Source organism: Pseudomonas rustica, assembly GCF_049959085.1.
GTDB lineage: Bacteria > Pseudomonadota > Gammaproteobacteria > Pseudomonadales > Pseudomonadaceae > Aquipseudomonas > Aquipseudomonas rustica.
This window is the reverse complement of the sequence record NZ_CP188200.1, coordinates 6,011,197-6,031,166: the sequence shown is the minus strand read 5'-3', so window position 1 is coordinate 6,031,166 and position 19,970 is coordinate 6,011,197. Positions and strand designations below refer to the sequence as shown.

At 61.7% G+C, this 19,970-nt stretch carries 17 protein-coding genes; 4 read left to right on the top strand and 13 right to left on the bottom strand.

The window, feature by feature from the left end:
• Positions 1–21: 21 nt before the first annotated feature.
• Positions 22–534, bottom strand: a complete 513-nt coding sequence (locus tag ACP3TY_RS27365) for a dihydrofolate reductase (RefSeq protein ID WP_053124767.1) — start codon at positions 532–534, stop codon at positions 22–24.
• An 85-nt stretch (positions 535–619) separates the two neighbouring features.
• Here ACP3TY_RS27365 and ACP3TY_RS27360 point away from each other — a divergent pair, with 85 nt between their 5' ends.
• Together ACP3TY_RS27360 and ACP3TY_RS27355 are read left to right on the top strand one after the other, a co-directional pair.
• On the top strand, positions 620–1,993 hold the full coding sequence (locus ACP3TY_RS27360) for a DUF2868 domain-containing protein (RefSeq protein WP_426618902.1): 1,374 nt from the start codon (positions 620–622) through the stop codon (positions 1,991–1,993).
• Positions 1,986–3,362 carry a GTPase/DUF3482 domain-containing protein gene (locus ACP3TY_RS27355; RefSeq protein WP_426618901.1) on the top strand — a complete coding sequence of 459 codons (1,377 nt, stop codon included), beginning with the start codon at positions 1,986–1,988 and terminating at the stop codon, positions 3,360–3,362. Before ACP3TY_RS27360 ends, ACP3TY_RS27355 begins: the two co-directional genes overlap by 8 nt.
• 151 nt (positions 3,363–3,513) lie before the next feature.
• On the opposite strand, the gene ACP3TY_RS27350 is transcribed toward ACP3TY_RS27355, so the two are convergent.
• The 7 genes from ACP3TY_RS27350 to ACP3TY_RS27320 form a co-directional block, all read right to left on the bottom strand.
• Positions 3,514–4,071 (bottom strand): phosphonate degradation HD-domain oxygenase, encoded by a 558-nt coding sequence (locus tag ACP3TY_RS27350; RefSeq protein WP_426618900.1) that lies wholly within the window; start codon positions 4,069–4,071, stop codon positions 3,514–3,516.
• On the bottom strand, positions 4,071–5,204 hold the full coding sequence (locus ACP3TY_RS27345; RefSeq protein WP_426618899.1) for a TIGR03364 family FAD-dependent oxidoreductase: 1,134 nt from the start codon (positions 5,202–5,204) through the stop codon (positions 4,071–4,073). The genes ACP3TY_RS27350 and ACP3TY_RS27345 overlap by 1 nt, the downstream gene beginning before the upstream one ends.
• Before the next feature lie 169 nt (positions 5,205–5,373).
• On the bottom strand, positions 5,374–6,399 hold the full coding sequence (locus ACP3TY_RS27340) for a putative 2-aminoethylphosphonate ABC transporter substrate-binding protein (RefSeq protein ID WP_426618898.1): 1,026 nt from the start codon (positions 6,397–6,399) through the stop codon (positions 5,374–5,376).
• Between the two features lie 35 nt (positions 6,400–6,434).
• Complete coding sequence (locus ACP3TY_RS27335) at positions 6,435–8,159, bottom strand: putative 2-aminoethylphosphonate ABC transporter permease subunit (RefSeq protein WP_426618897.1); 1,725 nt, start codon at positions 8,157–8,159, stop codon at positions 6,435–6,437.
• On the bottom strand, positions 8,159–9,235 hold the full coding sequence (locus ACP3TY_RS27330) for a putative 2-aminoethylphosphonate ABC transporter ATP-binding protein (RefSeq protein ID WP_016983207.1): 1,077 nt from the start codon (positions 9,233–9,235) through the stop codon (positions 8,159–8,161). Before ACP3TY_RS27330 ends, ACP3TY_RS27335 begins: the two co-directional genes overlap by 1 nt.
• A 221-nt stretch (positions 9,236–9,456) precedes the next feature.
• A complete protein-coding gene (locus tag ACP3TY_RS27325; RefSeq protein ID WP_053124875.1) occupies positions 9,457–10,320 on the bottom strand; it encodes a LysR family transcriptional regulator in 864 nt (287 codons plus the stop codon).
• Positions 10,321–10,334: 14 nt separating this feature from the next.
• A complete protein-coding gene (locus ACP3TY_RS27320) occupies positions 10,335–12,644 on the bottom strand; it encodes a heavy metal translocating P-type ATPase (protein ID WP_426618896.1) in 2,310 nt (769 codons plus the stop codon).
• Positions 12,645–12,728: 84 nt separating this feature from the next.
• On the opposite strand from ACP3TY_RS27320, the gene cadR reads away from it, so the two are divergent.
• Positions 12,729–13,178, top strand: a complete 450-nt coding sequence (cadR, locus tag ACP3TY_RS27315) for a Cd(II)/Pb(II)-responsive transcriptional regulator (RefSeq protein ID WP_008088440.1) — start codon at positions 12,729–12,731, stop codon at positions 13,176–13,178.
• A gap of 126 nt (positions 13,179–13,304) precedes the next feature.
• Here the strand turns inward: cadR and ACP3TY_RS27310 are convergent, their stop codons facing one another.
• The 3 genes from ACP3TY_RS27310 to ACP3TY_RS27300 form a co-directional block, all read right to left on the bottom strand.
• The gene (locus tag ACP3TY_RS27310) at positions 13,305–14,276 is read right to left on the bottom strand and encodes a thymidylate synthase (RefSeq protein WP_159811908.1); all 972 of its coding nucleotides are present in this window, start codon (positions 14,274–14,276) and stop codon (positions 13,305–13,307) included.
• A 50-nt stretch (positions 14,277–14,326) separates the two neighbouring features.
• Positions 14,327–15,142: a prolipoprotein diacylglyceryl transferase gene (gene lgt, locus ACP3TY_RS27305; protein ID WP_007913003.1), complete on the bottom strand. Its 816-nt coding sequence runs from the start codon at positions 15,140–15,142 to the stop codon at positions 14,327–14,329.
• Between the two features lie 79 nt (positions 15,143–15,221).
• Positions 15,222–16,004 (bottom strand): sulfite exporter TauE/SafE family protein, encoded by a 783-nt coding sequence (locus ACP3TY_RS27300; RefSeq protein ID WP_159811909.1) that lies wholly within the window; start codon positions 16,002–16,004, stop codon positions 15,222–15,224.
• A gap of 130 nt (positions 16,005–16,134) precedes the next feature.
• On the opposite strand from ACP3TY_RS27300, the gene ACP3TY_RS27295 reads away from it, so the two are divergent.
• Positions 16,135–16,881 (top strand): NRDE family protein, encoded by a 747-nt coding sequence (locus ACP3TY_RS27295; protein WP_426618895.1) that lies wholly within the window; start codon positions 16,135–16,137, stop codon positions 16,879–16,881.
• A gap of 208 nt (positions 16,882–17,089) precedes the next feature.
• Here the strand turns inward: ACP3TY_RS27295 and ptsP are convergent, their stop codons facing one another.
• On the bottom strand, positions 17,090–19,369 hold the full coding sequence (gene ptsP, locus ACP3TY_RS27290; RefSeq protein WP_159811911.1) for a phosphoenolpyruvate--protein phosphotransferase: 2,280 nt from the start codon (positions 19,367–19,369) through the stop codon (positions 17,090–17,092).
• Between the two features lie 22 nt (positions 19,370–19,391).
• The gene (locus ACP3TY_RS27285) at positions 19,392–19,871 is read right to left on the bottom strand and encodes an RNA pyrophosphohydrolase (RefSeq protein ID WP_003229203.1); all 480 of its coding nucleotides are present in this window, start codon (positions 19,869–19,871) and stop codon (positions 19,392–19,394) included.
• Between the last annotated feature and the right edge of the window lie 99 nt (positions 19,872–19,970).

The following is a 19,970-nucleotide window of genomic DNA, read 5'->3' as shown; positions in this document are numbered from 1 at the left end:
GCTGCCGCAGGCTGCGATCTTTTAAGCCTTCTCCCAGACTTCGAAGTTGTACGCGGGTTTGTCGCCTTCAGCCGGATTCGGCACATTCGACACCAGCTTCCACTGCTCCGAATCAAACTCCGGAAACCACGCATCCCCTTCCGGGCTCAACGCCACGCGCGTCAGATACAGACGATCCGCCTGCGCCAGCCCTTGCGCGTACAACTGCGCGCCACCAATCAGCATCAGCTCATCAACGCCCTGCTCTTTCGCCCATTCTTCGGCGCGAACCACCGCGGCTTCCAGCGACGGATACACCTCGGCACCTTCCAGCACCAGATCGGCCTGACGGCTGACTACGATGTTCAAGCGCCCCGGCAACGGTCGGCCGAGCGAATCCCAGGTCTTGCGACCCATGATGATCGGCTTGCCCAAGGTGGTGGCCTTGAAGTATTTGAAGTCCCCCGGCAGGTGCCAGGGCATGCTGTTGTCGACGCCGATCACGCGGTTTTCACCGAGGGCTGCGATCAGGCTGAGGGGGAGTGATTTAGTCATGCCGGCGAGGATACCAGAGCCGCGCTTACCCCGATAAGCGCCACAGCGGTTATGCTCAGCGCTCATTTAAGCGACGGGACGCCGCGTGACTGAACTGACTCCACTGCAAAACCTCTGGCTGACCGAGACCGTGCGCCTGCGCGAAGAACACGCTGGCACCCTGGAAGATCTGGAAGCCAATCGACTGGCGCGCGCGGCCGGCGGCGATCTGCCGAGCCGCATTCAACGCCGCGCGTTATGGCTGGCAGAACGTGACGGGCTGACGGCAGCACTTAAACACTGGCTGCAAGGCGCGCGTCTGGCGCTGGTGTTGCTGATGATCTTTGCGGTGTTGAGCGGCGCTGGTCTGGCCTTCGCCGCACTCGGCCAGACGCCGGTCAATGTGTTCTGGGCCTTGGGCAGCCTGCTCGGGCTGAACCTGATTCTGCTGCTGAGCTGGTTGCTGGGCTTGATCTTTGCCGGCGAACACGGCGCCACGCTCGGGCGATTGTGGTTATGGCTCAGCGAAAAAATGGCCCGCGACGCCAAAGCCGCGCAACTGGCGCCCGCCCTGCTGCTGATGCTGCAACGCAAGAAACTCAATCGCTGGGCGCTCGGTACGCTGGTCAACGGTTTGTGGTTGCTGGCGATGCTCAGCGCGCTGATTCTGCTGCTGACGCTGATGGCGACCCGGCGCTACGGCTTCGTCTGGGAAACCACGATTCTCAGTGCCGACACCTTTATCCATGTCACCCACGCACTGGGTCATCTACCGTCGCTGCTCGGCTTCAACGTGCCGACGGTGGAGATGATCCGCGCCAGCGGCGATGGCGCGCTCGACATCGAAAGCGCTCGCCAGGCCTGGGCGACCTGGCTGGTCGGCGTGTTGGTGGTGTACGGCGTGCTGCCGCGTCTGCTGCTGACGTTGCTGTGTTTCTGGCGCTGGAACAGCGGCAAAACCGCGCTGCGTCTGGACTTGAACCTGCCCGGCTACGCGCAATTGCGCGAACGCTTGATGCCGACCAGCGAACGCCTCGGCGTCAACGATCCGGAGCCTGCGCAACTGCACCGCGTTGAAAGCAGCGTCGGCGAACTCGCCAGCGAAGGTGCGTTGCTGGTCGCCATCGAACTCGACGAACAACGCCCATGGCCGCCCGCGCTGCCGAAAAATGTCAGCAATGCTGGCATCCTCGACAGCCGCGAGTCACGGCACAAACTCCTCGAACAATTGAGCCGCTTTCCGCCGGCACGTCTGGCGATTGCCTGCGACCCACGGCGCTCACCTGATCGTGGCAGCCTCGCCTTGATCGCCGAACTGGCGCGCAACGCCGGAGAAACCCGCGTCTGGCTGCTGCAAGCGCCGCCCGGTGAAGCGCTGGATGCCGAACGCCTCGGCGACTGGCACATCGCGCTGCAACAGCTTGATCTGCAGTTTGCCGATTGCGCGCCGTTGAACTGGCTGGAGACGGGTCATGACTGATGCCTGGAAAGCGCCGCTGAAACTCGCGGTGGTCGGCCACACCAACGTCGGCAAGACCTCACTTTTACGCACGCTGACCCGCGATGTCGGCTTCGGCGAAGTCTCCCATCGCCCGAGCACCACGCGGCATGTCGAAGGCGCGCGGTTGTCGGTGGACGGCGAGCCATTGCTCGACCTCTATGACACGCCGGGGCTGGAAGATGCCATCGCGCTGCTGGATTTTCTCGAACGTCTGGAACGCCCCGGCGAACGCCTCGATGGCCCGGCGCGACTGGCGCGGTTTCTTGACGGCAGCGAGGCGCGCCAGCGTTTCGAGCAGGAGGCGAAAGTGCTGCGGCAACTGCTCGCCTCCGACGCCGGTTTGTATGTGATCGACGCGCGCGAGCCGGTGCTGGCCAAGTACCGCGATGAACTGGAAGTGCTCGCCAGTTGCGGCAAACCGCTGCTGCCGGTGCTAAATTTTGTCAGCAGCGCCAACCATCGCGAGCCGGATTGGCGCGAGGCGCTGGCGCGGCTGGGGCTTCATGCGTTGGTGCGTTTCGACAGCGTGGCGCCGCCTGAAGATGGCGAGCGGCGGCTGTATGAAAGCCTCGCGCTGCTGCTGGAAAATGCTCGTCCGCAACTGGAACGGTTGATTGCTGATCAACAGGCTCAGCGCCTGGCGCGTCAGCAAAGTGCGGCGCGATTGATTGCTGAGTTATTGATCGACTGTGCGGCTTGTCGGCGCAGTGTGGTCAGCGAAGCTGCGCAGGAACAGCAGGCCATCAGCGAATTGCGCAAGGCTGTCCGTCAGCGCGAGCAGAAGTGTGTTGAGGCGTTGCTCAAGCTGTATGCGTTTCGTCCGCAGGATGCGGCGGCGAGTGATTTGCCGTTGCTCGATGGGCGTTGGGGTGATGACCTGTTCAACCCGGAAACCTTGAAGCAACTTGGTGTGCGTGTGGGCGGCGGGATTGCTGCCGGTGCGGCGGCGGGGGCTGGGGTGGATTTGCTGGTTGGCGGGATTACCCTTGGCGCAGCGGCGTTGGCGGGGGCGATTGCCGGGGGTGCGCTGCAAACGGCGCGCAGTTATGGCAGTCGGTTGCTCGGCAAGATCAAAGGGCAGCGTGAGTTGACGGTGGATGACGGGGTGTTGCGGCTATTGGCGCTGCGCCAGCGGCAGTTGGTGTTGGCGCTGGATCAGCGTGGGCATGCGGCGATGGATGCGGTTCAGATGGCTACTCCGCAGGATAAGACTTGGCGCGAGGGCAAGTTGCCGGAGGCGCTGAGCAAGGCGCGGGCGCATCCGCAGTGGTCGTCGCTCAATTCGCAGGCGAAGTTGAATCAGGCCGAGCGGCAGGAGCAGATCGAGTCTCTGGCCAAAGAGTTGTAGCGGCTGTTCCGGCCTCTTCGCGAGCAGGCTCGCTCCCACATTGGATTGCGTTCACAAAACAAAACTCTCTGGGGAGCAGTGCATTTTTGAGCAACACAAATCCCCTGTGGGAGCGAGCCTGCTCGCGAATGCAGCACCTCGGTTCAGAGGCTTAAGCAGCAAGAAGCCGCGCCGCCTTCTTCTTCAATACGGCCAAATCAATCACCGGCACCGCCCTCTCCTTGGCCAACTCATCCCACTGCCTCATCCGCAGGCTGACCGCACACAACGGATCCCGTTCAAACACCTCCGCCTCCGCCTCGGTCATCACCCCGCCCTGATACTCCAGCGTCCGCCGGCTCGCCTCACTCAACCGCTCGAAATACCCCGGCTCACGCAACGTCAGATACCGCTTGGCCTGCACGTGATATTCCACCAGCCGCGCCAGCCGCTCACTGAAACCGGCCTCGCGCAAATAATCCGCACCCAGCCGTTCATGGCTGACCACACCGTAACCGCCCATGTTCTCCGCCCCTTCGGCACACAAATGGCCGATGTCATGGAAGAACGCCGCCAGCACCACTTCATCATCAAAACCCTCGGCGATCGCCAGTTCAGCGGCCTGGGACATGTGCTCGATCTGCGACACCGGCTCGCCGATGTAATCGCTGGTGCCAAAACGCTCATACAGCGCGAATACCGTGGCGACGGTTTGTTCGTGACCTGTCATCAAATTTCCTCCAACAACTGTGCAACGTTGCGTTCGGCCATCGCCGGGCCGACGCTCATGCCGACGCCGGTGTGCATCAGCGCCACACTCAACCCCGGTGCCGGGCGCAGCAACGAAAACGGCCCCGGCCCCCGAGAACCATAGACGCCCTGCCAGCGCTCGACCACTTGCACCTTGCAGCCCAGTGTTTGCTCGGCCAGCTCGATCATCCAGTTGTCCACTTGCTCGGCGTTGAACGGTGAAGCGTCGCTGCCGTAATGGTGCGAGTCGCCGATGATCAGTTCGCCGTACGGCGTCGGGCTGATCAGCAGGTGGATGCCGTTGTCGTGCAGATGCGGTTGTTCACGCAGGATCTGCGCCTGCACCGCCGCCGCTTCCGGCAGATCGGCGAAGGCGCCGTAGTGCACGCAGCTGAGGCCGGTGAGCAAGGCGTGTTGCAGATTCAGCTCGGTCGCAGGTTTGGCGCGGAGCATTTGCAGGCGGCAGATTTGCGGGTCGAGCGCGGCGATTGGTTCGGCCAGCAGGGTTTGATAATCGTGGCCGGAGCAGACGATGATCTGCTTCGCGGTAAACGTGCCGGCAGTGCTGTGCAGGCGACCGGGTTCGACGTCGCGCACCAGCGTGGAGAAGTGGAACTCGACACAGAGGTCACGGCGCAGGTAGTCGATCAGCGCCGGGATCGCTTCGCGTGAGTACAGCTGTTGATCGTCGATGCCGTGGAGGGCGGCGCGGTGATGGCTGAACTGGCCGTTGTAGAGATCGCGCAGGGCGGCGCCGCGCAGCAGGTCGACGTTGTAGCCGTGTTCAATCGCGCGAGTGGCGCAGAAGGTTTCGAGCAGGTGTTCTTCGGCTTCGGTTCTGGCGAATAGATACGAGCCGTTGCGCTTGATTTGCAGCCCGGCGAGTTGCGCCCAGTCGCCCCAGATTTCGCGGCTGGCCTTGGCCAGTTCGAGCATTGGGCCGGGTGGCTGGCCGGTGACCAGGGCTTGGCCGAAGTTGCGCACCGAGGCGCCGAGGGGTGTGGCGGTGCGTTCGAAAACGGCGACTTTGAGGCCGCGTTTGGCGGCGGCGTAGGCGTGGGACAGGCCCAGAATGCCGGCGCCAACGATGAGCAGGTCTTTGTGGTGTTTCATGAGGCTACCTCGATGATCGTTCCCACGCTCCGCGTGGGAATGCAGCCAAGGACGCTCTGCGTCCATAGTGACGCGGAGCGTCACGGGATTCATTCCCACGCGGAGCGTGGGAACGATCAGTGTGGGAGCGGGCTTGCTCGCGAAGGGGCCCTGTCAGTCGATAAAGATCTTACTTGGCAGCCACTTTCTCGGACTTGCCGTCATAACGCTTGCGCCACTCGGTGAGGATCTCGTCGCGATTCTTCGAGGCCCAGGAAAAGTCGTTCTTGATCAGACGCTGCTCATAATCCGCCGGCAATTCGGTCTGCGGCTTGGCGATCCCCGGCTGTGCAAGAACAGCGAAGTTCTCCTTGTACAGATCCATCGCCTCAGCACTCGCCGAGAAGTCCGCCAGTTTCTTCGCCGCTTCTTCATGCGGCGTGCCTTTGATCACCGCAGTCGCTTCGATCTCCCAGCCCAGACCTTCCTTCGGCAGAATAATGTCCAGCGGCGCGCCCTGACGCTTTAGCTGTACCGCCGGGTATTCAAAGGAAATACCAATCGGAAACTCGCCCGCCGCCGCCAGTTTGCAAGGCTTGGAACCGGAGTGAACATACTGGCCAATGTTCTGATGCAGGCCATCCATGTAGGCCCAGCCCTGCTTCTCGCCGAAGGTTTGCAGCCAGGCGCTGACGTCGAGGAAACCGGTGCCGGACGACGCCGGGTTCGGCATAACAATCTTGCCCTTGTACTCAGGCTTGGTCAGATCCTGCCAGCTCACTGGCTTGGTCAAACCCTGCTTCTCGGCTTCGACAGTGTTGAAGCAGATGGTCGCGGCCCAGACGTCCATGCCGACCCAGGCTGGCGGGTTGGCGGCGTCGCGGTAGTTCGCGCCGATCTTGCCGAGATCCTTCGGCGCGTAGCTTTGCAGCATGCCTTGCTGATCGAGGATCGCCAGGCTCGAAGCCGCGAGGCCCCACACCGCGTCAGCCTGCGGGCGAGCCTTTTCGGCGAGCAGTTTGGCGGTGATGATCCCGGTGGAATCGCGCACCCATTTGATCTCGACGTCCGGGTTGGCTTTTTCGAAGGCTTCTTTGTAGGACTTCAGTTGCTCGGCTTCGAGGGCGGTGTACACCGTCAACTCGGTTTTTGCCGCGAAGGCATTCAGGCTGAAAGTAGCGAGCACAGCAGCGGCCAGGGCCAAAGGCTTGAACATGATCGGTATCCTGTCTTTTGAGTTGAGGGTGTGAATCAGTGACCGGGCGCGGTTTGCCGCCAGGCTTGAGAACGGCGCAGCAAGCCGCGCGACGCCCACGCCAGCAGCAAGGACACGCCCGCCGAGGTGAACAGAATCAGGGTCGACATCGCCGCCGCGCCGCCAACGTTGCCGGCGTCATCCATATTCAGCACTGCGACCGCCGCGAGGATGGTGTCGGGGCTGTAGAGGAAGATCGCGGCAGAAACCGTGGTCATCGCCGAGACGAACAGGTAGCGCACGATGTCCAGCAACGCCGGCAGGCAGATCGGCACGGTGACGCGCAGGTAATGCCGATACAGCGGCGCCTTCAGCGACAGCGCGGCGGCTTCGAACTCGGCGTCGAGTTGGCGCAATGCAGTGGTCGCTGTCATTTGTGCGGTGGTCAGGTAGTGCGCAATGGTGCAGACGATCAGCAGCGTCATCGTCCCGTACAGCACATGCAGCGGGTTACCCGTGAGGTTGAAGAAGAAGACGTAGCCCAGACCGAGCACCAGCCCCGGCACCGCCATCGGCACAAAACTGAGCATGCGCAGCGCCAGGTTGAGGCCGCGCTGATCGCGGGTTTTCTCCATCAGATAAGCGCCGGTGAAGATCAGCACGCTGCCGATCAGCGCCGTACCCAAGGCCATTTTCAAACTGTTGCTGTAGGCCAGCCAGCCACCGCCAGCGGTTTCGTTGAACTGGTAATGATTGAGCGACAGCGACAGGTTGTACGGCCAGAACTTAACCAGCGACGAAAACACCGCCATGCCGAACACCAAGATCAACGCCGCGCTGATCAGCAGAACAATCGCCAGATAGCAGCCATCGCGCAGTTTCGACGGTGCCGGTTTGAACACCTGTGCCCGACCGCTCATGGAGTCGCCGTGACGCCGACGCAGCCACGCATCGACGCCAAAGCTGAACAGCGCCGGCAGCAACAGCACCATGCCGATCAACGCGCCGCGCCCGAATTGCTGCTGGCCGACCACGGCTTTGTAGGCTTCCAGCGCCAGCACTTGATAGTCGCCACCGACCACCACTGGCACGCCGAAATCGGTGATGGTCAGGGTGAACACCAGACAGAACGCAGCGAACACAGCCTGGCGAGTCGCCGGCCAGGTGATGCTGCGAAACGCCTTGGCCGGACTGGCGCCCATGCTCGACGCGGCATCGAACAGCCGCGCATCGGCCAGCGACAACGCCGAGAGCAAAATCATCAGCGCATGGGGAAAGGTGTAAATCACCTCGCCCAGCACAATCCCCCAGAAGCCATAGATGTTGTCCGAGAGCAGCCCGCGCAACATGCCCTGGTTGCCGAACAGATAAACCAGCGCAATCCCCGGCAGCATCGACGGCGCCATCAGCGGCAGCAAGGAAATCCCGCGCCAGATGCCCTTCGCCGGAATCATCGTGCGTTGCAGCGCGTAGGCAAACAGGTAGGCCAGCGGTACAACGATGGCCGCAACGCTGAGGGAAACTTTCAGGCTGTTGCCGAGCAGCCAGTGGAAATTCTCACTAGTGACCATCTCCTTCGCCGCGATCCAGCCACCGCCCTGCCCGGCCTCATTACTAAAGCCACGCCAGAAGATCGCCAGCAACGGCAGCAACACCGCGACGCCGAGCAACACCAGCAAAAGGACTTTGCCGCCGACGACAAAAATGCGGTCGCCGATCTCGGCTTTCGAGGACTGTCGCACCTGCTTGTGCGGTAGCGGCAGCGCGAGGTTGCTGTTCATCAGGCAAACACCTGCAGGCTGCGCGGCGGCAAGGCGACCATGATTTGCTGGGCGCCGAGGCGCGGCATGGCTTCCGGGGCGAGTTCGGCGAGCAGCGCGTGGCCCGGCAATTGGTCGAGTTCGAAGCTCATGCGGCAGCGGTTGCCGAGGAAGGTGATTTCGCGGACTTTGGCCGGGAACAGGTTTTCTTCGTGCACCGGCGGGTTGACGTTGATCGCTTCCGGGCGGCAGAACAGTCGGCCCGAGGCGCGCTGGACGCTGCCATCGCTGAGGCGCAGGTTCATCCCGCCGACCTGCGCGTGGCTGTCGCTGCTGCGCTGGAACGGCAGCCAGTTGCCCTGCCCGACAAACTCAGCCACGAACGGCGTGGCCGGGCGGTTGTAGATTTCCTGCGGGGTGGCGTATTGCTCGACGCGGCCGTTGTTCATCACCGCGATGCGGTCGGCCATGAGCATGGCTTCGTCCTGATTGTGCGTGACCATCAGCGTGGTGATGCCGAGGTTGCGTTGCAGCTGGCGCAGTTCGGTGCACAGATGCTCGCGGACGCGGGCGTCGAGGGCGGACATCGGTTCATCGAGCAACAGCAGCGAAGGTGCCGGCGCCAAAGCGCGAGCCAAGGCTACACGTTGCTGTTGGCCGCCAGACAATTGGCCGGGGTATTTCTTCTCGCTGCCGGTGAGGCCGACTAGTTCGAGCATCTGGCCGACGCGACGGCGTACTTCGTCACGACCGCTGCCGGCGAGGCCGTAGGCAATGTTCGCCTCGACGGTCAGGTTGGGAAACAGCGCGTAGGACTGGAACAGAATCCCGTAGTCGCGGGCTTGCGGGGCGAGGTGCGAGACGTCGCGGTCACCGAGGTACAGCTCGCCGCTGTCCTGTTTCTCCAGACCGGCGATGCAGCGCAGCAACGTGGTTTTGCCGCAGCCCGACGGGCCGAGCAGGCACACCAGTTCACCGGCGGCGACGTCGAGGGAGACGTTATCCAGCGCGGTGAACGCGCCGAAGCGTTTCTGCACGCCGCGCACTTTCATCGGCGCACCGGGGTTGGTCAGGGCAGTTGCGATGGCAGGATTCATGGACAGACCTCATCAAGCAGATGGGGCCAATCCTAGAGTTGTAATGCGTCCGTCATGTGGCAACGAGGCAAAAACTGCTGATAGTGGTATTCAGGGATTTTGGTTCACCAGAGATCGTTCCCACGCTCTGCGTGGGAATGCCTCATCGGACGCTCCGCGTTCGGCTCTTGGGACGCAGAGCGTCCCGGGCTGCATTCCCACGCGGAGCGTGGGAACGATCATTACGCGGGGGACATTTCTTGGGCCAGGCCTAGGAACGCCGCAGGCAACCGCGCGCCCTTGCGCTCTTTCAAGCAATACAAATACTCAGGAATCTGCGGCGCATTCTCGATCGTCAGCACGCGCAATTGCGGATCATGCGGCACTTCCTGCCGGGCAATGATGCTGATGCCGATATTGCGCAACACCGCCTCCCGAATCGACTCACGGCTGCCAATCTCCAGCAACGGCCCGAAGCTCACCCCGGCACTCGCCAGCAATTCTTCGGTCAACCGCCGCGTGGTCGAACCGGACTCACGCATCAACAACGTATGCCCGGCCAGCGCACTCAACGCCACATGCTCCTGCACAGCCAGCGGATGATTGCGATGCACCGCCAGCACCAGCGGATCAGTCCCGAGCACCCGACGAATCAACCGCGCGTCATCCAGCAACTGCGATGACGCGGCGATATCCACCCGATAATCCTCCAGCGCTTCGAGTACCTGCTGCGAGTTGCCGATTTCCACCGACACCTCAACCTGCGGTAATCGCTCACGAAAGGTCTTCACCAGATCGAGAATGTAATACGGCGCTGTCGCGGCGATGCGTAACGTGCCCTGCACCTGACCGCTGTTGCGCAGGAAAAACTCGATGTCGGCTTCCTGCTGCAACAGCGTCTTGACCATCGGCAGCAACCGCGCGCCTTCATCACTGACGCTCAGGCGCCGGCCGCCACGGTAGAACAGTTCCACCGAATACTGACTTTCCAGATTACGTATCTGGGTGGTCACGGTCGGTTGGCTGAGGCCGAGTTTTTTCGCCGCCAGCGTGATGCTGCCCAGGCGGGCGACCATGTAAAACGCTTTCAGCTCGGCACTCAGCACAACTCTTCCTCACTCTATTTGCGCAGCAGGCGCAAACCGTTGAACACCACCAACAGGCTCACGCCCATGTCGGCGAACACCGCCATCCACATGGTGGCGAGTCCGGCGAAGGTTACCGCAAGAAAGATCGCTTTGATCACCAGCGCCAGCGCGATGTTCTGTTTCAGGATGCTGGCGGTGTTGCGCGACAGGCTGATGAAGGCCGGAATCTTGCGCAGATCGTCATCCATCAGGGCGACATCGGCGGTTTCGATGGCGGTGTCGGTGCCAGCAGCGGCCATGGCGAAACCGATCTCGGCGCGGGCCAGTGCCGGCGCATCGTTGATGCCGTCGCCGACCATGCCCACACGATGGCCCTGCTTGTACAGATCTTCAATGGCTTGCAGTTTGTCGGTTGGCAGCAAATCACCGCGCGCTTCATCGATGCCAACCTGCGCGGCAATCGCCTGCGCGGTGTGGACGTTGTCGCCAGTGAGCATCAAGGTTTTCACCCCGAGTTCGTGCAACTGACGGATCGCTTCGCGGCTGGTTTCCTTGACGGTGTCGGCCACTGCGAACAGCGCCAGCGGGCCGGAACTGTCGAGCAGCAGCACCACGGATTTGCCCTGTTTCTCCAGCGCGAAGAGTTTTTCTTCCAGCGCTGGCGAGCACAGGCCGAGTTCTTCGACCAGACGATGGTTACCCAAGTGATAGGTCTGGCCGTTGATTTCGCCTTTGACGCCACGCCCACCCAGCGCTTCGAAGTTATCCACAATCAGCGCGGCGAAGTTTTTATCCACAGCAGCGTTGGCGATGGCCAGCGACACCGGGTGGTCGGAACGACCGGCCAGTGCAGCAGCGATGGCTGGTGCGGTGGCATCGGCGGTTGGGTCGAGTGACAGGTAATCGGTCTGCACCGGTTTGCCGTGGGTGATCGTCCCGGTTTTATCCAGCGCCAGATAGTCGAGCTTGAAACCGCCCTCCAGGTACACGCCGCCCTTGACCAGAATGCCTTTGCGCGCCGCTGCGGCGAGGCCGCTGACGATGGTCACCGGAGTGGAAATCACCAGTGCGCACGGGCACGCGACCACCAGCAACACCAGCGCGCGGTAGATCCAGTCGAACCACACCGCGCCCATGAACAACGGCGGAATGATCGCCACGGCCAAGGCAAAGACGAACACCACAGGCGTGTAGATTTTCGAGAACTGATCGACGAAACGCTGGGTCGGCGCACGCGCGCCTTGGGCTTGTTCGACGGCGTGGATAATTCGCGCCAGCGTCGAGTTGTTCGCCGCAGCAGTGACCGCGTATTCCAGCGAACCGGCCTGGTTGATGGTGCCAGCGAAGACTTTGTCGCCGACGGTTTTCTCGACCGGCAGGCTTTCACCGGTGATCGGCGCCTGGTCGATGGTCGAGTTGCCGCTGAGCACTTCACCGTCCAGCGCAATGCGCTCGCCGGGCTTCACCCGCACACGGGCGCCGAGTTCGACGCTTTTCACATCCTGTTCGATCCAGTTCCCGTCAATCTGTAACACCGTGGCTTGCTCTGGCGTCATCTGCATCAGGCCGCTGATCGCATTGCGCGCACGGTCAAGCGAACGCGCTTCGATCAGCTCGGCGACGGTGAACAGGAACATCACCATCGCCGCTTCCGGCCACTGGCCGATGAGGATGGCACCGGTCACGGCGATGCTCATCAGCGCGTTGATGTTGAGGTTGCGGTTCTTCAGGGCGATCCAGCCCTTTTTGTAGGTGGTCAGGCCACCGCTGAGGATCGACACCAGCGCGATGATCGCCACCACCCAGGTGGGCGCGGCGTTGGTGAAGTGGATGACTTCAGCGGCGAGCGCACCAATGCCGGACAACGCCAGCGGCCACCAGTGTTTTTTCACTGACGCCGGGGCTGGCGAATCGACGCCCGCCTCCAGCGGCTCGGCGTGCATGCCGAGGGATTTGATCGCCTCGGTGATGGGCTCGGTACCCGGCAGATTGTGGGTCACGCCGAGTACGCGGTTGATCAGGTTGAATTCCAGTTGCTGCACGCCGGCGAGTTTGCCGAGCTTGTTCTGGATCAGCGTCTGCTCGGTCGGGCAGTCCATCGCCTCGATGCGGAAACTGCTCAGCCGCGCATCGGCACTGGTTTTCTCGCTCAGTTGCACCAACGCCGGCGCGGCGGCGTTCGACGAGCAGCAGGCGTCTTCGTGCGCATGAACCGGTGCCGGCGCTGCAACTTTCGATCCGCAGCAAGAATCGCCGCCCTGTGAATGCTTATGCACAGGCTGCAATTTATGACTGTGATCGTGGCCGTCGCCGGGCTTGTGGGTGTGCTGGGAATCGCTCATTGGTCGCGTCCATGAAGGTGCCTGTTGCCAAGTAAAGACCCTATAGCCACTATAAGGTCAAGCACCCTTTTGGAGATTGCCGTCATGAAGATCGGAGAACTGGCCAAACTCACCGATTGCGCCGTGGAAACCATCCGCTACTACGAGCGCGAAAACCTCCTGCCGGAGCCGGCCCGCAGCGACGGCAACTACCGCGTCTACACCCAGGCCCACGCCGAACGCCTGACCTTCATCCGCAACTGCCGCACCCTCGACATGACCCTCGAAGAAATCCGCAGCCTGCTGGCCATGCGTGACAGCCCGCAGGATCAGTGTGAAAGCGTGAACACGCTGATCGATGAACATATCCAACATGTGAAGGCGCGGATTGATGGGTTGTTGGCGTTGCAGACACAACTGCTCGACCTGCGCCAACGCTGTGGCGAAGGGCCGGGGGCGGATCAATGCGGGATATTGCAGCGCTTGGAGGTCAGCGGCGGAGTGGTCGCCACCGAAGTCGAACACTCCCACGTAGGCCGCAGCCACGGCCACTAAAGAACACCGCATAACGCTCGTTCCCATGCTCCGCGTGGGAATGCCGCCATGGACGCTCCGCGTCCAAAGTGACGCAGAGCGTCACGGGATTCATTCCCACGCAGAGCGTGGGAACGATCCTGCTGACTAGACCGCCATTGGCGCGGTCATTGGCGCGTGGTGTTCGTAGCCTTCCAGCGAGAAATCGCTCGGCTCGACCAGTTCCAGCCATTCCGGCTGGTACACGCCAGTCTTGGCAAACTCCGGCACACGATCGGAGATTTTCAGCTTAGGCATGGCGAACGGCTCGCGCTTGAGCTGTTCGTTGAGCATGTCCAAATGGTTCTCGTAGACGTGCGCATCACCGATGAAATAGGTGAACCAGCGCGGCGTGTAGCCGGTCAGACGACCGATCAGGCTCAGCAGCGCTGCGCCTTCGGTAAGGTTGAACGGCGTGCCCAGACCCAGATCGTTGGAACGGATGTAGAGGGTCAGGGAGATTTCCTTGGTCTCGACATTCGGGTGGAACTGGTACAGCAGGTGGCACGGCGGCAGGGCCATTTCATCGAGCTGAGCAACGTTCCAGCCGTGGAACAGGATGCGGCGGCTGCCCGGATCCTTGATGATCGTGTCGACGCACTGGCGCACCTGGTCGATGGCTTTGTACAGCACCACGTAGGCCTGCCCGTCTTCTTCGCCTTGAGCGATTTGCTTGTAGCCGTTGCTCAGAGTTTGTTCGATGGCGGCGCTGTTGCTCAGCGGGATCTGCTTGTACGCCGGCCATTTGCGCCATTGCACGCCGTAGATTTCGCCGAGGTCGTCGTCGCCCTGACGGAACGGGTTGGCCAGCCACTGCGCGTTTTCGTTGGCGTTCTGATCCCAGACCTTGCAGCCCAGCGCGCGGAATTCAGCGGCGTTGTTCACGCCACGGAGAAATCCGCACATCTCGCCGATGGCCGATTTGAAGGCCATTTTGCGCGTGGTGATCGCCGGAAAACCTTCCTGCAGATCGAAACGCAGCATCGCACCCGGGAAACTGATGGTGTTGATGCCGGTGCGGTTGGCCTGTTTGCTGCCGTTCTTAATGACGTGCGAGACCAGTTCGAGATATTGCTTCATGAGTTACCTGTGTCCTTTGAGCCCCGACGTCGCGCGCCGGGGTTCGTAGTTTAAGCCGTCGGCGCGAGCGGTGCTGCCGGTGCGCGACGATAGGCCAGCCAGATCAGGAACAGCCCGCCGACGATCATCGGCACGCAGAGCACCTGGCCCATGGTCAGCCAGTTCCAGGCCAAGTAGCCGAGTTGCGCATCCGGTACGCGAACAAATTCGACGATGAACCGGAAGATGCCGTAGAACAGCGCGAACATGCCGGAAACGGCCATGGTCGGACGCGGCTTGCGCGAGAAAATCCACAGGATCAGGAACAGCGCCACGCCTTCGAGCGCGAACTGATACAGCTGCGACGGGTGACGCGGCAGTTGCGCCGGATCGCTGAATGGCGGGAAGACCATGGCCCACGGTACGTCGGTGGCTTTGCCCCACAACTCGGCGTTGATGAAGTTACCGATGCGCCCGGCGCCCAGACCGATCGGCACCATTGGCGCGACGAAGTCCATCAACTGGAAGAACGACTTGCCATTGCGCTTGCCGAACCACAACGCGGCCAGCATCACCCCGATGAAGCCGCCGTGAAACGACATGCCGCCCTTCCACACTTCGAAAATCAGCGTCGGGTTGGCCAGATAAGCGCTCAGATCGTAGAACAGCACATAGCCCAGACGTCCGCCGACGATCACGCCCATCGACATCCAGAAGACCATGTCGGAGAGTTTCTCCTTGGTCCAGGTCGGGTCGAAACGGTTGAGCCGGCGCGACGCCAGCAGCCACGCACCGCCGATGCCGATCAGGTACATCAGACCGTACCAGTGGATTTTCAGCGGACCGATGGCCAGGGCCACCGGGTCGATCTGCGGGTAAGGCAGCATTGCGACTCCTCGTTAGAGTTGAAACCAAAATTCCCGGGCGACGCTGCCACCTCAGGATTAAGCCAGGATTGCGACGCGGTTAAAGCAGGAAGCTCAAACCCACGCTGAACAGCAAAGCGGCGAACAGCCGTTTCAGCAAGCGCGGCGACAATCGGTGCGCCAATCGCGCGCCGATGCGGGCGAAAACCATGCTGGTCAGGGCGATGCCCAACAACGCCGGCAAATACACAAAACCGAGACTATGCGGTGGCAACAACGGATCGTGCCACCCCAGAATCATGAAACTTAAAGCACTGACCAGTGCGATCGGCAGACCGCAGGCCGAGGACGTCGCCACCGCTTGCTGCATCGGCACACTGCGCCAGGTCAGGAACGGCACGGTCAGCGATCCGCCGCCAACGCCAAAAATCGCCGAGGCCCAACCGATCACACTGCCGGCCACGGTCAGACCGAATTTGCCCGGCACGGTTCGACTGGCCTTGGGTTTGACGTCCAGCGCCAACTGCACCGAGATCACCAACGCGAACACGCCGATGATCTTTTGCAGGTGCGGCCCGGAAATCGCCTCGGCCGTCACTGCACCGAAACCGGCGCCAAGCAGGATGCCCACGGCCATCCACATGAAGATCGGCCAACGTACTGCGCCTCGACGGTGATGCTCACGCACGGCGTTGACCGAGGTGAAAATAATCGTCGCCAGCGACGTGCCGACGGCCAGATGCGTGAGGATCGACTGGTCGAAGCCCTGCAAGGTAAAACTGAACACCAGCACCGGGACAATAATGATCCCGCCGCCTACCCCGAACAGCCCGGCCAACACGCCAGCACAGGCGCCCAGCGCCAGATAGAGCAGAAATTCCATGTCCCTCTCCCAGACGCATCCCGAAAACCGGAGCGGCATGGTAACGGATGCATGGCCTTCGGCTCCACTTACGATGGATGCACGGGCGCTGGATGCGTAGAGTGAGCAAAAAACACACAAGGATCACCTTATGTGCCTGATTGTTTTCGCCTGGCGCCCGGGCCATGCCCAGCCGCTGATCGTCGCGGCCAACCGTGACGAATTCTACGCCCGACCGAGCCTGCCGCTGGCGCCATGGCCCGAAGCGCCGCACGTGCACGCGGGGCGTGATCTTGAGGCTGGGGGCACCTGGCTGGGGATTGGCGCTAATGGGCGCTTTGCGGCGCTGACCAATATTCGTGATCCGCAACAGCCGCCGGCGCGCAAATCGCGAGGGGAACTGGTGGCGCGGTTTCTGACCGGTGATCTGTCGATTGATGATTATTTGATCGATGTGGTTGGGCGTTCGACGGAATACGCCGGGTTTAATCTGCTGCTCGGCAACAGCCATGAGTTGTGGCATTTCAATGCAAGGTTGTCGGAGCCGGTGATGTTGGCGGCCGGCGTCTATGGATTATCCAATGCCGGGCTGGATACGCCTTGGCCGAAGTTGCTCAAGGCCAAGGCTGCGTTGAGTGCAGTGCTGGATGATCCGACGCCTGAGCGGTTGTTGGGGTTGTTGAGTGATGCGCAGGTTGCGCCGTCGGCTGAGCTGCCGGATACCGGTGTGGGGATGGCGACGGAGACTTTGTTGTCGAGTGTGTTTATTGCCAGCCAGAGTTATGGAACGCGGGCGAGTACGGCGTTGGTGGTGCAGGCGGATGGGACGCGGCGGATGGTCGAGCGGAGTTTTGGGCCGTATGGCGGGCATCTTGGGGAAGTTGAGGTTTGTGTCTAAGAGCTGACCCTCACCCCAGCCCTCTCCCGGAGGGAGAGGGGGCCGACCGAGGTGTCTTGGGCCATACATCGACCTGAAAGACTGAGTTGATTATGGATTCAACACAGAACTTTCAGGTCGGCGGAGTTCTGCAGCATCCCCCAATCAGTCCCCTCTCCCTCCGGGAGAGGGTTAGGCGGGCGGCGTTCCGATGAGGGGCTTTTGATCTTCAAAGAGCCTTGACGACCGCCGGCGGATTCATCTTCGACAACCCAAGGTTCTTCAGCGCCAATTGCAGCGAGCTGTGGATAACTTGCGGGTTGTCGATGGTCATCAGTTCAGCCAGCAAATCCTTGGCCTTGCTCAAATTCACCTGACGCAACATCCACTTCACCTTCGGCAAGTTGGTGGCGTTCATCGACAAACTATCGAAGCCCATCGCCATCAACAGCACCGCCGCCGCCGGATCACCGGCCATCTCGCCGCAGATACTTACCGGTTTGCCTTCCGCATGCGCATCACGCACCACCGTTTGCAGGGCTTGCAACACCGCCGGGTGCAGGTAGTCGTAGAGATCGGCCACACGCGGGTTGTTGCGGTCAACCGCCAGCAAATACTGGGTCAAGTCGTTGGAGCCAACCGAGAGGAAGTCGACCATCCGCGCCAGTTCCTTGGTCTGGTACACCGCGGCCGGTATTTCGATCATCACGCCAATCGGCGGCATCGGCACGTCGGTGCCTTCGTCGCGCACTTCGCCCCAGGCCCGGTGGATCAGGTGCAAAGCTTCTTCGAGTTCGTGGGTGCCGGAGATCATCGGCAGCAGAATCCGCAGGTTGTTCAGGCCTTCGCTGGCCTTGAGCATCGCGCGGGTCTGCACCAGGAAGATTTCCGGGTGGTCGAGGGTGACGCGAATGCCGCGCCAGCCGAGGAACGGGTTGTCTTCCTTGATCGGGAAATACGACAGCGACTTGTCACCGCCGATGTCGAGGCTGCGCATGGTCACCGGTTGCGGGTGGAACGCGGCGAGCTGCTCGCGGTAGATCGCCAGTTGTTCCTTCTCGCTCGGGAAACGCTGGTTGATCATGAACGGCACTTCGGTGCGGTACAGGCCGACACCTTCGGCGCCACGCTTCTGCGCCCGCGCCACATCGGCGAGCAAACCGGTGTTGACCCACAGCGGCATGCGGTGGCCATCGAGGGTCACGCACGGCAGGTCGCGCAGGGTGTCGAGGCCCAGCGCCAGTTGTTTCTCTTCTTCGACGACTTCGGCGAACTGCTTGCGCAGCACTTCGCTCGGGTTGGTGTAAACCTCGCCGCGCGTGCCGTCGACGATCATTTCGATACCGTCGACCTTGGCGTACGGCAGGTCGACCAGACCCATCACCGTCGGAATGCCCATGGCGCGGGCAAGGATCGCCACGTGCGAGTTACCCGAACCGAGTACCGAAACCAGACCGACCAGCGTGCCTTCAGGCACCTCGCCAAGCATTGCCGGCGTCAGTTCTTCGCTGACCAGAATGGTTTTTTCCGGGTAGACCAGGTTCTGCTGACGCTCTTCCTGCAAATAGGCGAGCAGACGGCGACCGAGGTCTTTGACGTCCGAGGCACGCTCCCGCAGGTAGGCGTCGTCCATCAGTTCGAAACGGTTGACGTGTTCCGTGACCACCTGACGCAGCGCGCCCTGGGCCCATTGGCCGGTCTTGATCACGGTAGTGATTTCGCTGCCCAGCGAGGCATCGTCGAGCATCATCAGGTAGACGTCGAACAGCGCGCGCTCTTCCGGGCGCAACTGCGTCGCGAGTTTGGCGGACAACGCGCGCATGTCGGCGCGCACGCCTTCGATGGCGGTCTTGAACAGCGCCAGCTCAGCGTCGATGTCAGTAATGTTTTTATCGGGCACCACGTCGAGATCGGCCGGCGGCAGCATGACCACCGCCGTACCGACCGCCGCACCCGGTGAACCCGGCACGCCGACGAACTTGGCTTCCTGAATGCCCTTGCCCTGACGGCCCAGACCCCGGATCGAACCCGTGGCCTCGGCGTGGGCGATAACGCCGGCGAGCTGCGCGCTCATGGTCACGAGGAAAGCTTCTTCACCTTCGTCGAACTGGCGGCGTTCTTTTTGCTGGATGACCAACACGCCGACGACGCGGCGGTGGTGAATGATCGGTGCACCGAGGAACGAGGCGTAACGCTCTTCACCGGTTTCGGCGAAGTAGCGGTAGCGCGGGTGAACAGACGCGTTTTCGAGGTTCAGGGGTTCTTCACGCGTGCCGACCAGACCGACCAGACCTTCGTTGGGTGCCATGCTGACCTTGCCGATCGAGCGCTTGTTCAAGCCCTCGGTGGCCATCAGGACGAAGCGGTTGGTCTCGGGATCAAGCAGGTAGACCGAGCAGACCTGGCTGCCCATGGCCTCTTTGACGCGCAACACAATAATCCCCAACGCCGCCTTGAGATCCTTGGCGGAGTTAACTTCCTGGACGATCTTGCGCAGCGTATTGAGCATGGCTCGGGGTCGAACTCCGTCGTCAGTCGCGCGCTAAAAGGCGCGGGGCAAGCTCTTTGAGGGCGCGGCGATACACCTCGCGCTTGAATGTCACCACCTGGCCCAACGGATACCAATAGCTGACCCAGCGCCAGCCATCGAACTCCGGTTTACCGGTCAAATCCATCCGCACCCGCTGCTCGTTGGAGATCAGGCGCAGGAGAAACCATTTCTGTTTCTGGCCGATGCACAGCGGTTGGCTGTGGGTACGCACCAGACGTTGCGGCAAACGATAGCGCAACCAGCCCCGAGTACAGGCCAGTATTTCAACATCTTCACGTTCCAGGCCAACTTCTTCGTTCAGCTCGCGGTACAAGGCGTCTTCCGGCGTCTCTTCAGGGTTGATTCCCCCTTGCGGAAACTGCCAGGCATCTTGATTGATACGGCGAGCCCATAGCACCTGGCCGGCGTCATTCGTCAGAATGATCCCGACATTGGGGCGGAAACCATCGGGGTCGATCACGGGCACAACCTCGCAAACGCATGTCGCCGCATTGTTCCACAAAGATTGATGAGGCGGCAACGAAGCTTCCTACCTTATGTGCACTCTTGTGAAAAGACC

What these genes read in the sequence shown, in the direction of transcription:
- ACP3TY_RS27365 (WP_053124767.1), bottom strand. Translation starts at nt 534, where the DNA reads ATGACTAAATCACTCCCCCTCAGCCTGATCGCAGCCCTCGGTGAAAAC.
- ACP3TY_RS27355 (WP_426618901.1), top strand. Translation starts at nt 1,986, where the DNA reads ATGACTGATGCCTGGAAAGCGCCGCTGAAACTCGCGGTGGTCGGCCAC.
- ACP3TY_RS27350 (WP_426618900.1), bottom strand. Translation starts at nt 4,071, where the DNA reads ATGACAGGTCACGAACAAACCGTCGCCACGGTATTCGCGCTGTATGAG.
- ACP3TY_RS27345 (WP_426618899.1), bottom strand. Translation starts at nt 5,204, where the DNA reads ATGAAACACCACAAAGACCTGCTCATCGTTGGCGCCGGCATTCTGGGC.
- ACP3TY_RS27340 (WP_426618898.1), bottom strand. Translation starts at nt 6,399, where the DNA reads ATGTTCAAGCCTTTGGCCCTGGCCGCTGCTGTGCTCGCTACTTTCAGC.
- ACP3TY_RS27335 (WP_426618897.1), bottom strand. Translation starts at nt 8,159, where the DNA reads ATGAACAGCAACCTCGCGCTGCCGCTACCGCACAAGCAGGTGCGACAG.
- ACP3TY_RS27330 (WP_016983207.1), bottom strand. Translation starts at nt 9,235, where the DNA reads ATGAATCCTGCCATCGCAACTGCCCTGACCAACCCCGGTGCGCCGATG.
- ACP3TY_RS27320 (WP_426618896.1), bottom strand. Translation starts at nt 12,644, where the DNA reads ATGAGCGATTCCCAGCACACCCACAAGCCCGGCGACGGCCACGATCAC.
- cadR (WP_008088440.1), top strand. Translation starts at nt 12,729, where the DNA reads ATGAAGATCGGAGAACTGGCCAAACTCACCGATTGCGCCGTGGAAACC.
- ACP3TY_RS27310 (WP_159811908.1), bottom strand. Translation starts at nt 14,276, where the DNA reads ATGAAGCAATATCTCGAACTGGTCTCGCACGTCATTAAGAACGGCAGC.
- lgt (WP_007913003.1), bottom strand. Translation starts at nt 15,142, where the DNA reads ATGCTGCCTTACCCGCAGATCGACCCGGTGGCCCTGGCCATCGGTCCG.
- ACP3TY_RS27300 (WP_159811909.1), bottom strand. Translation starts at nt 16,004, where the DNA reads ATGGAATTTCTGCTCTATCTGGCGCTGGGCGCCTGTGCTGGCGTGTTG.
- ACP3TY_RS27295 (WP_426618895.1), top strand. Translation starts at nt 16,135, where the DNA reads ATGTGCCTGATTGTTTTCGCCTGGCGCCCGGGCCATGCCCAGCCGCTG.
- ptsP (WP_159811911.1), bottom strand. Translation starts at nt 19,369, where the DNA reads ATGCTCAATACGCTGCGCAAGATCGTCCAGGAAGTTAACTCCGCCAAG.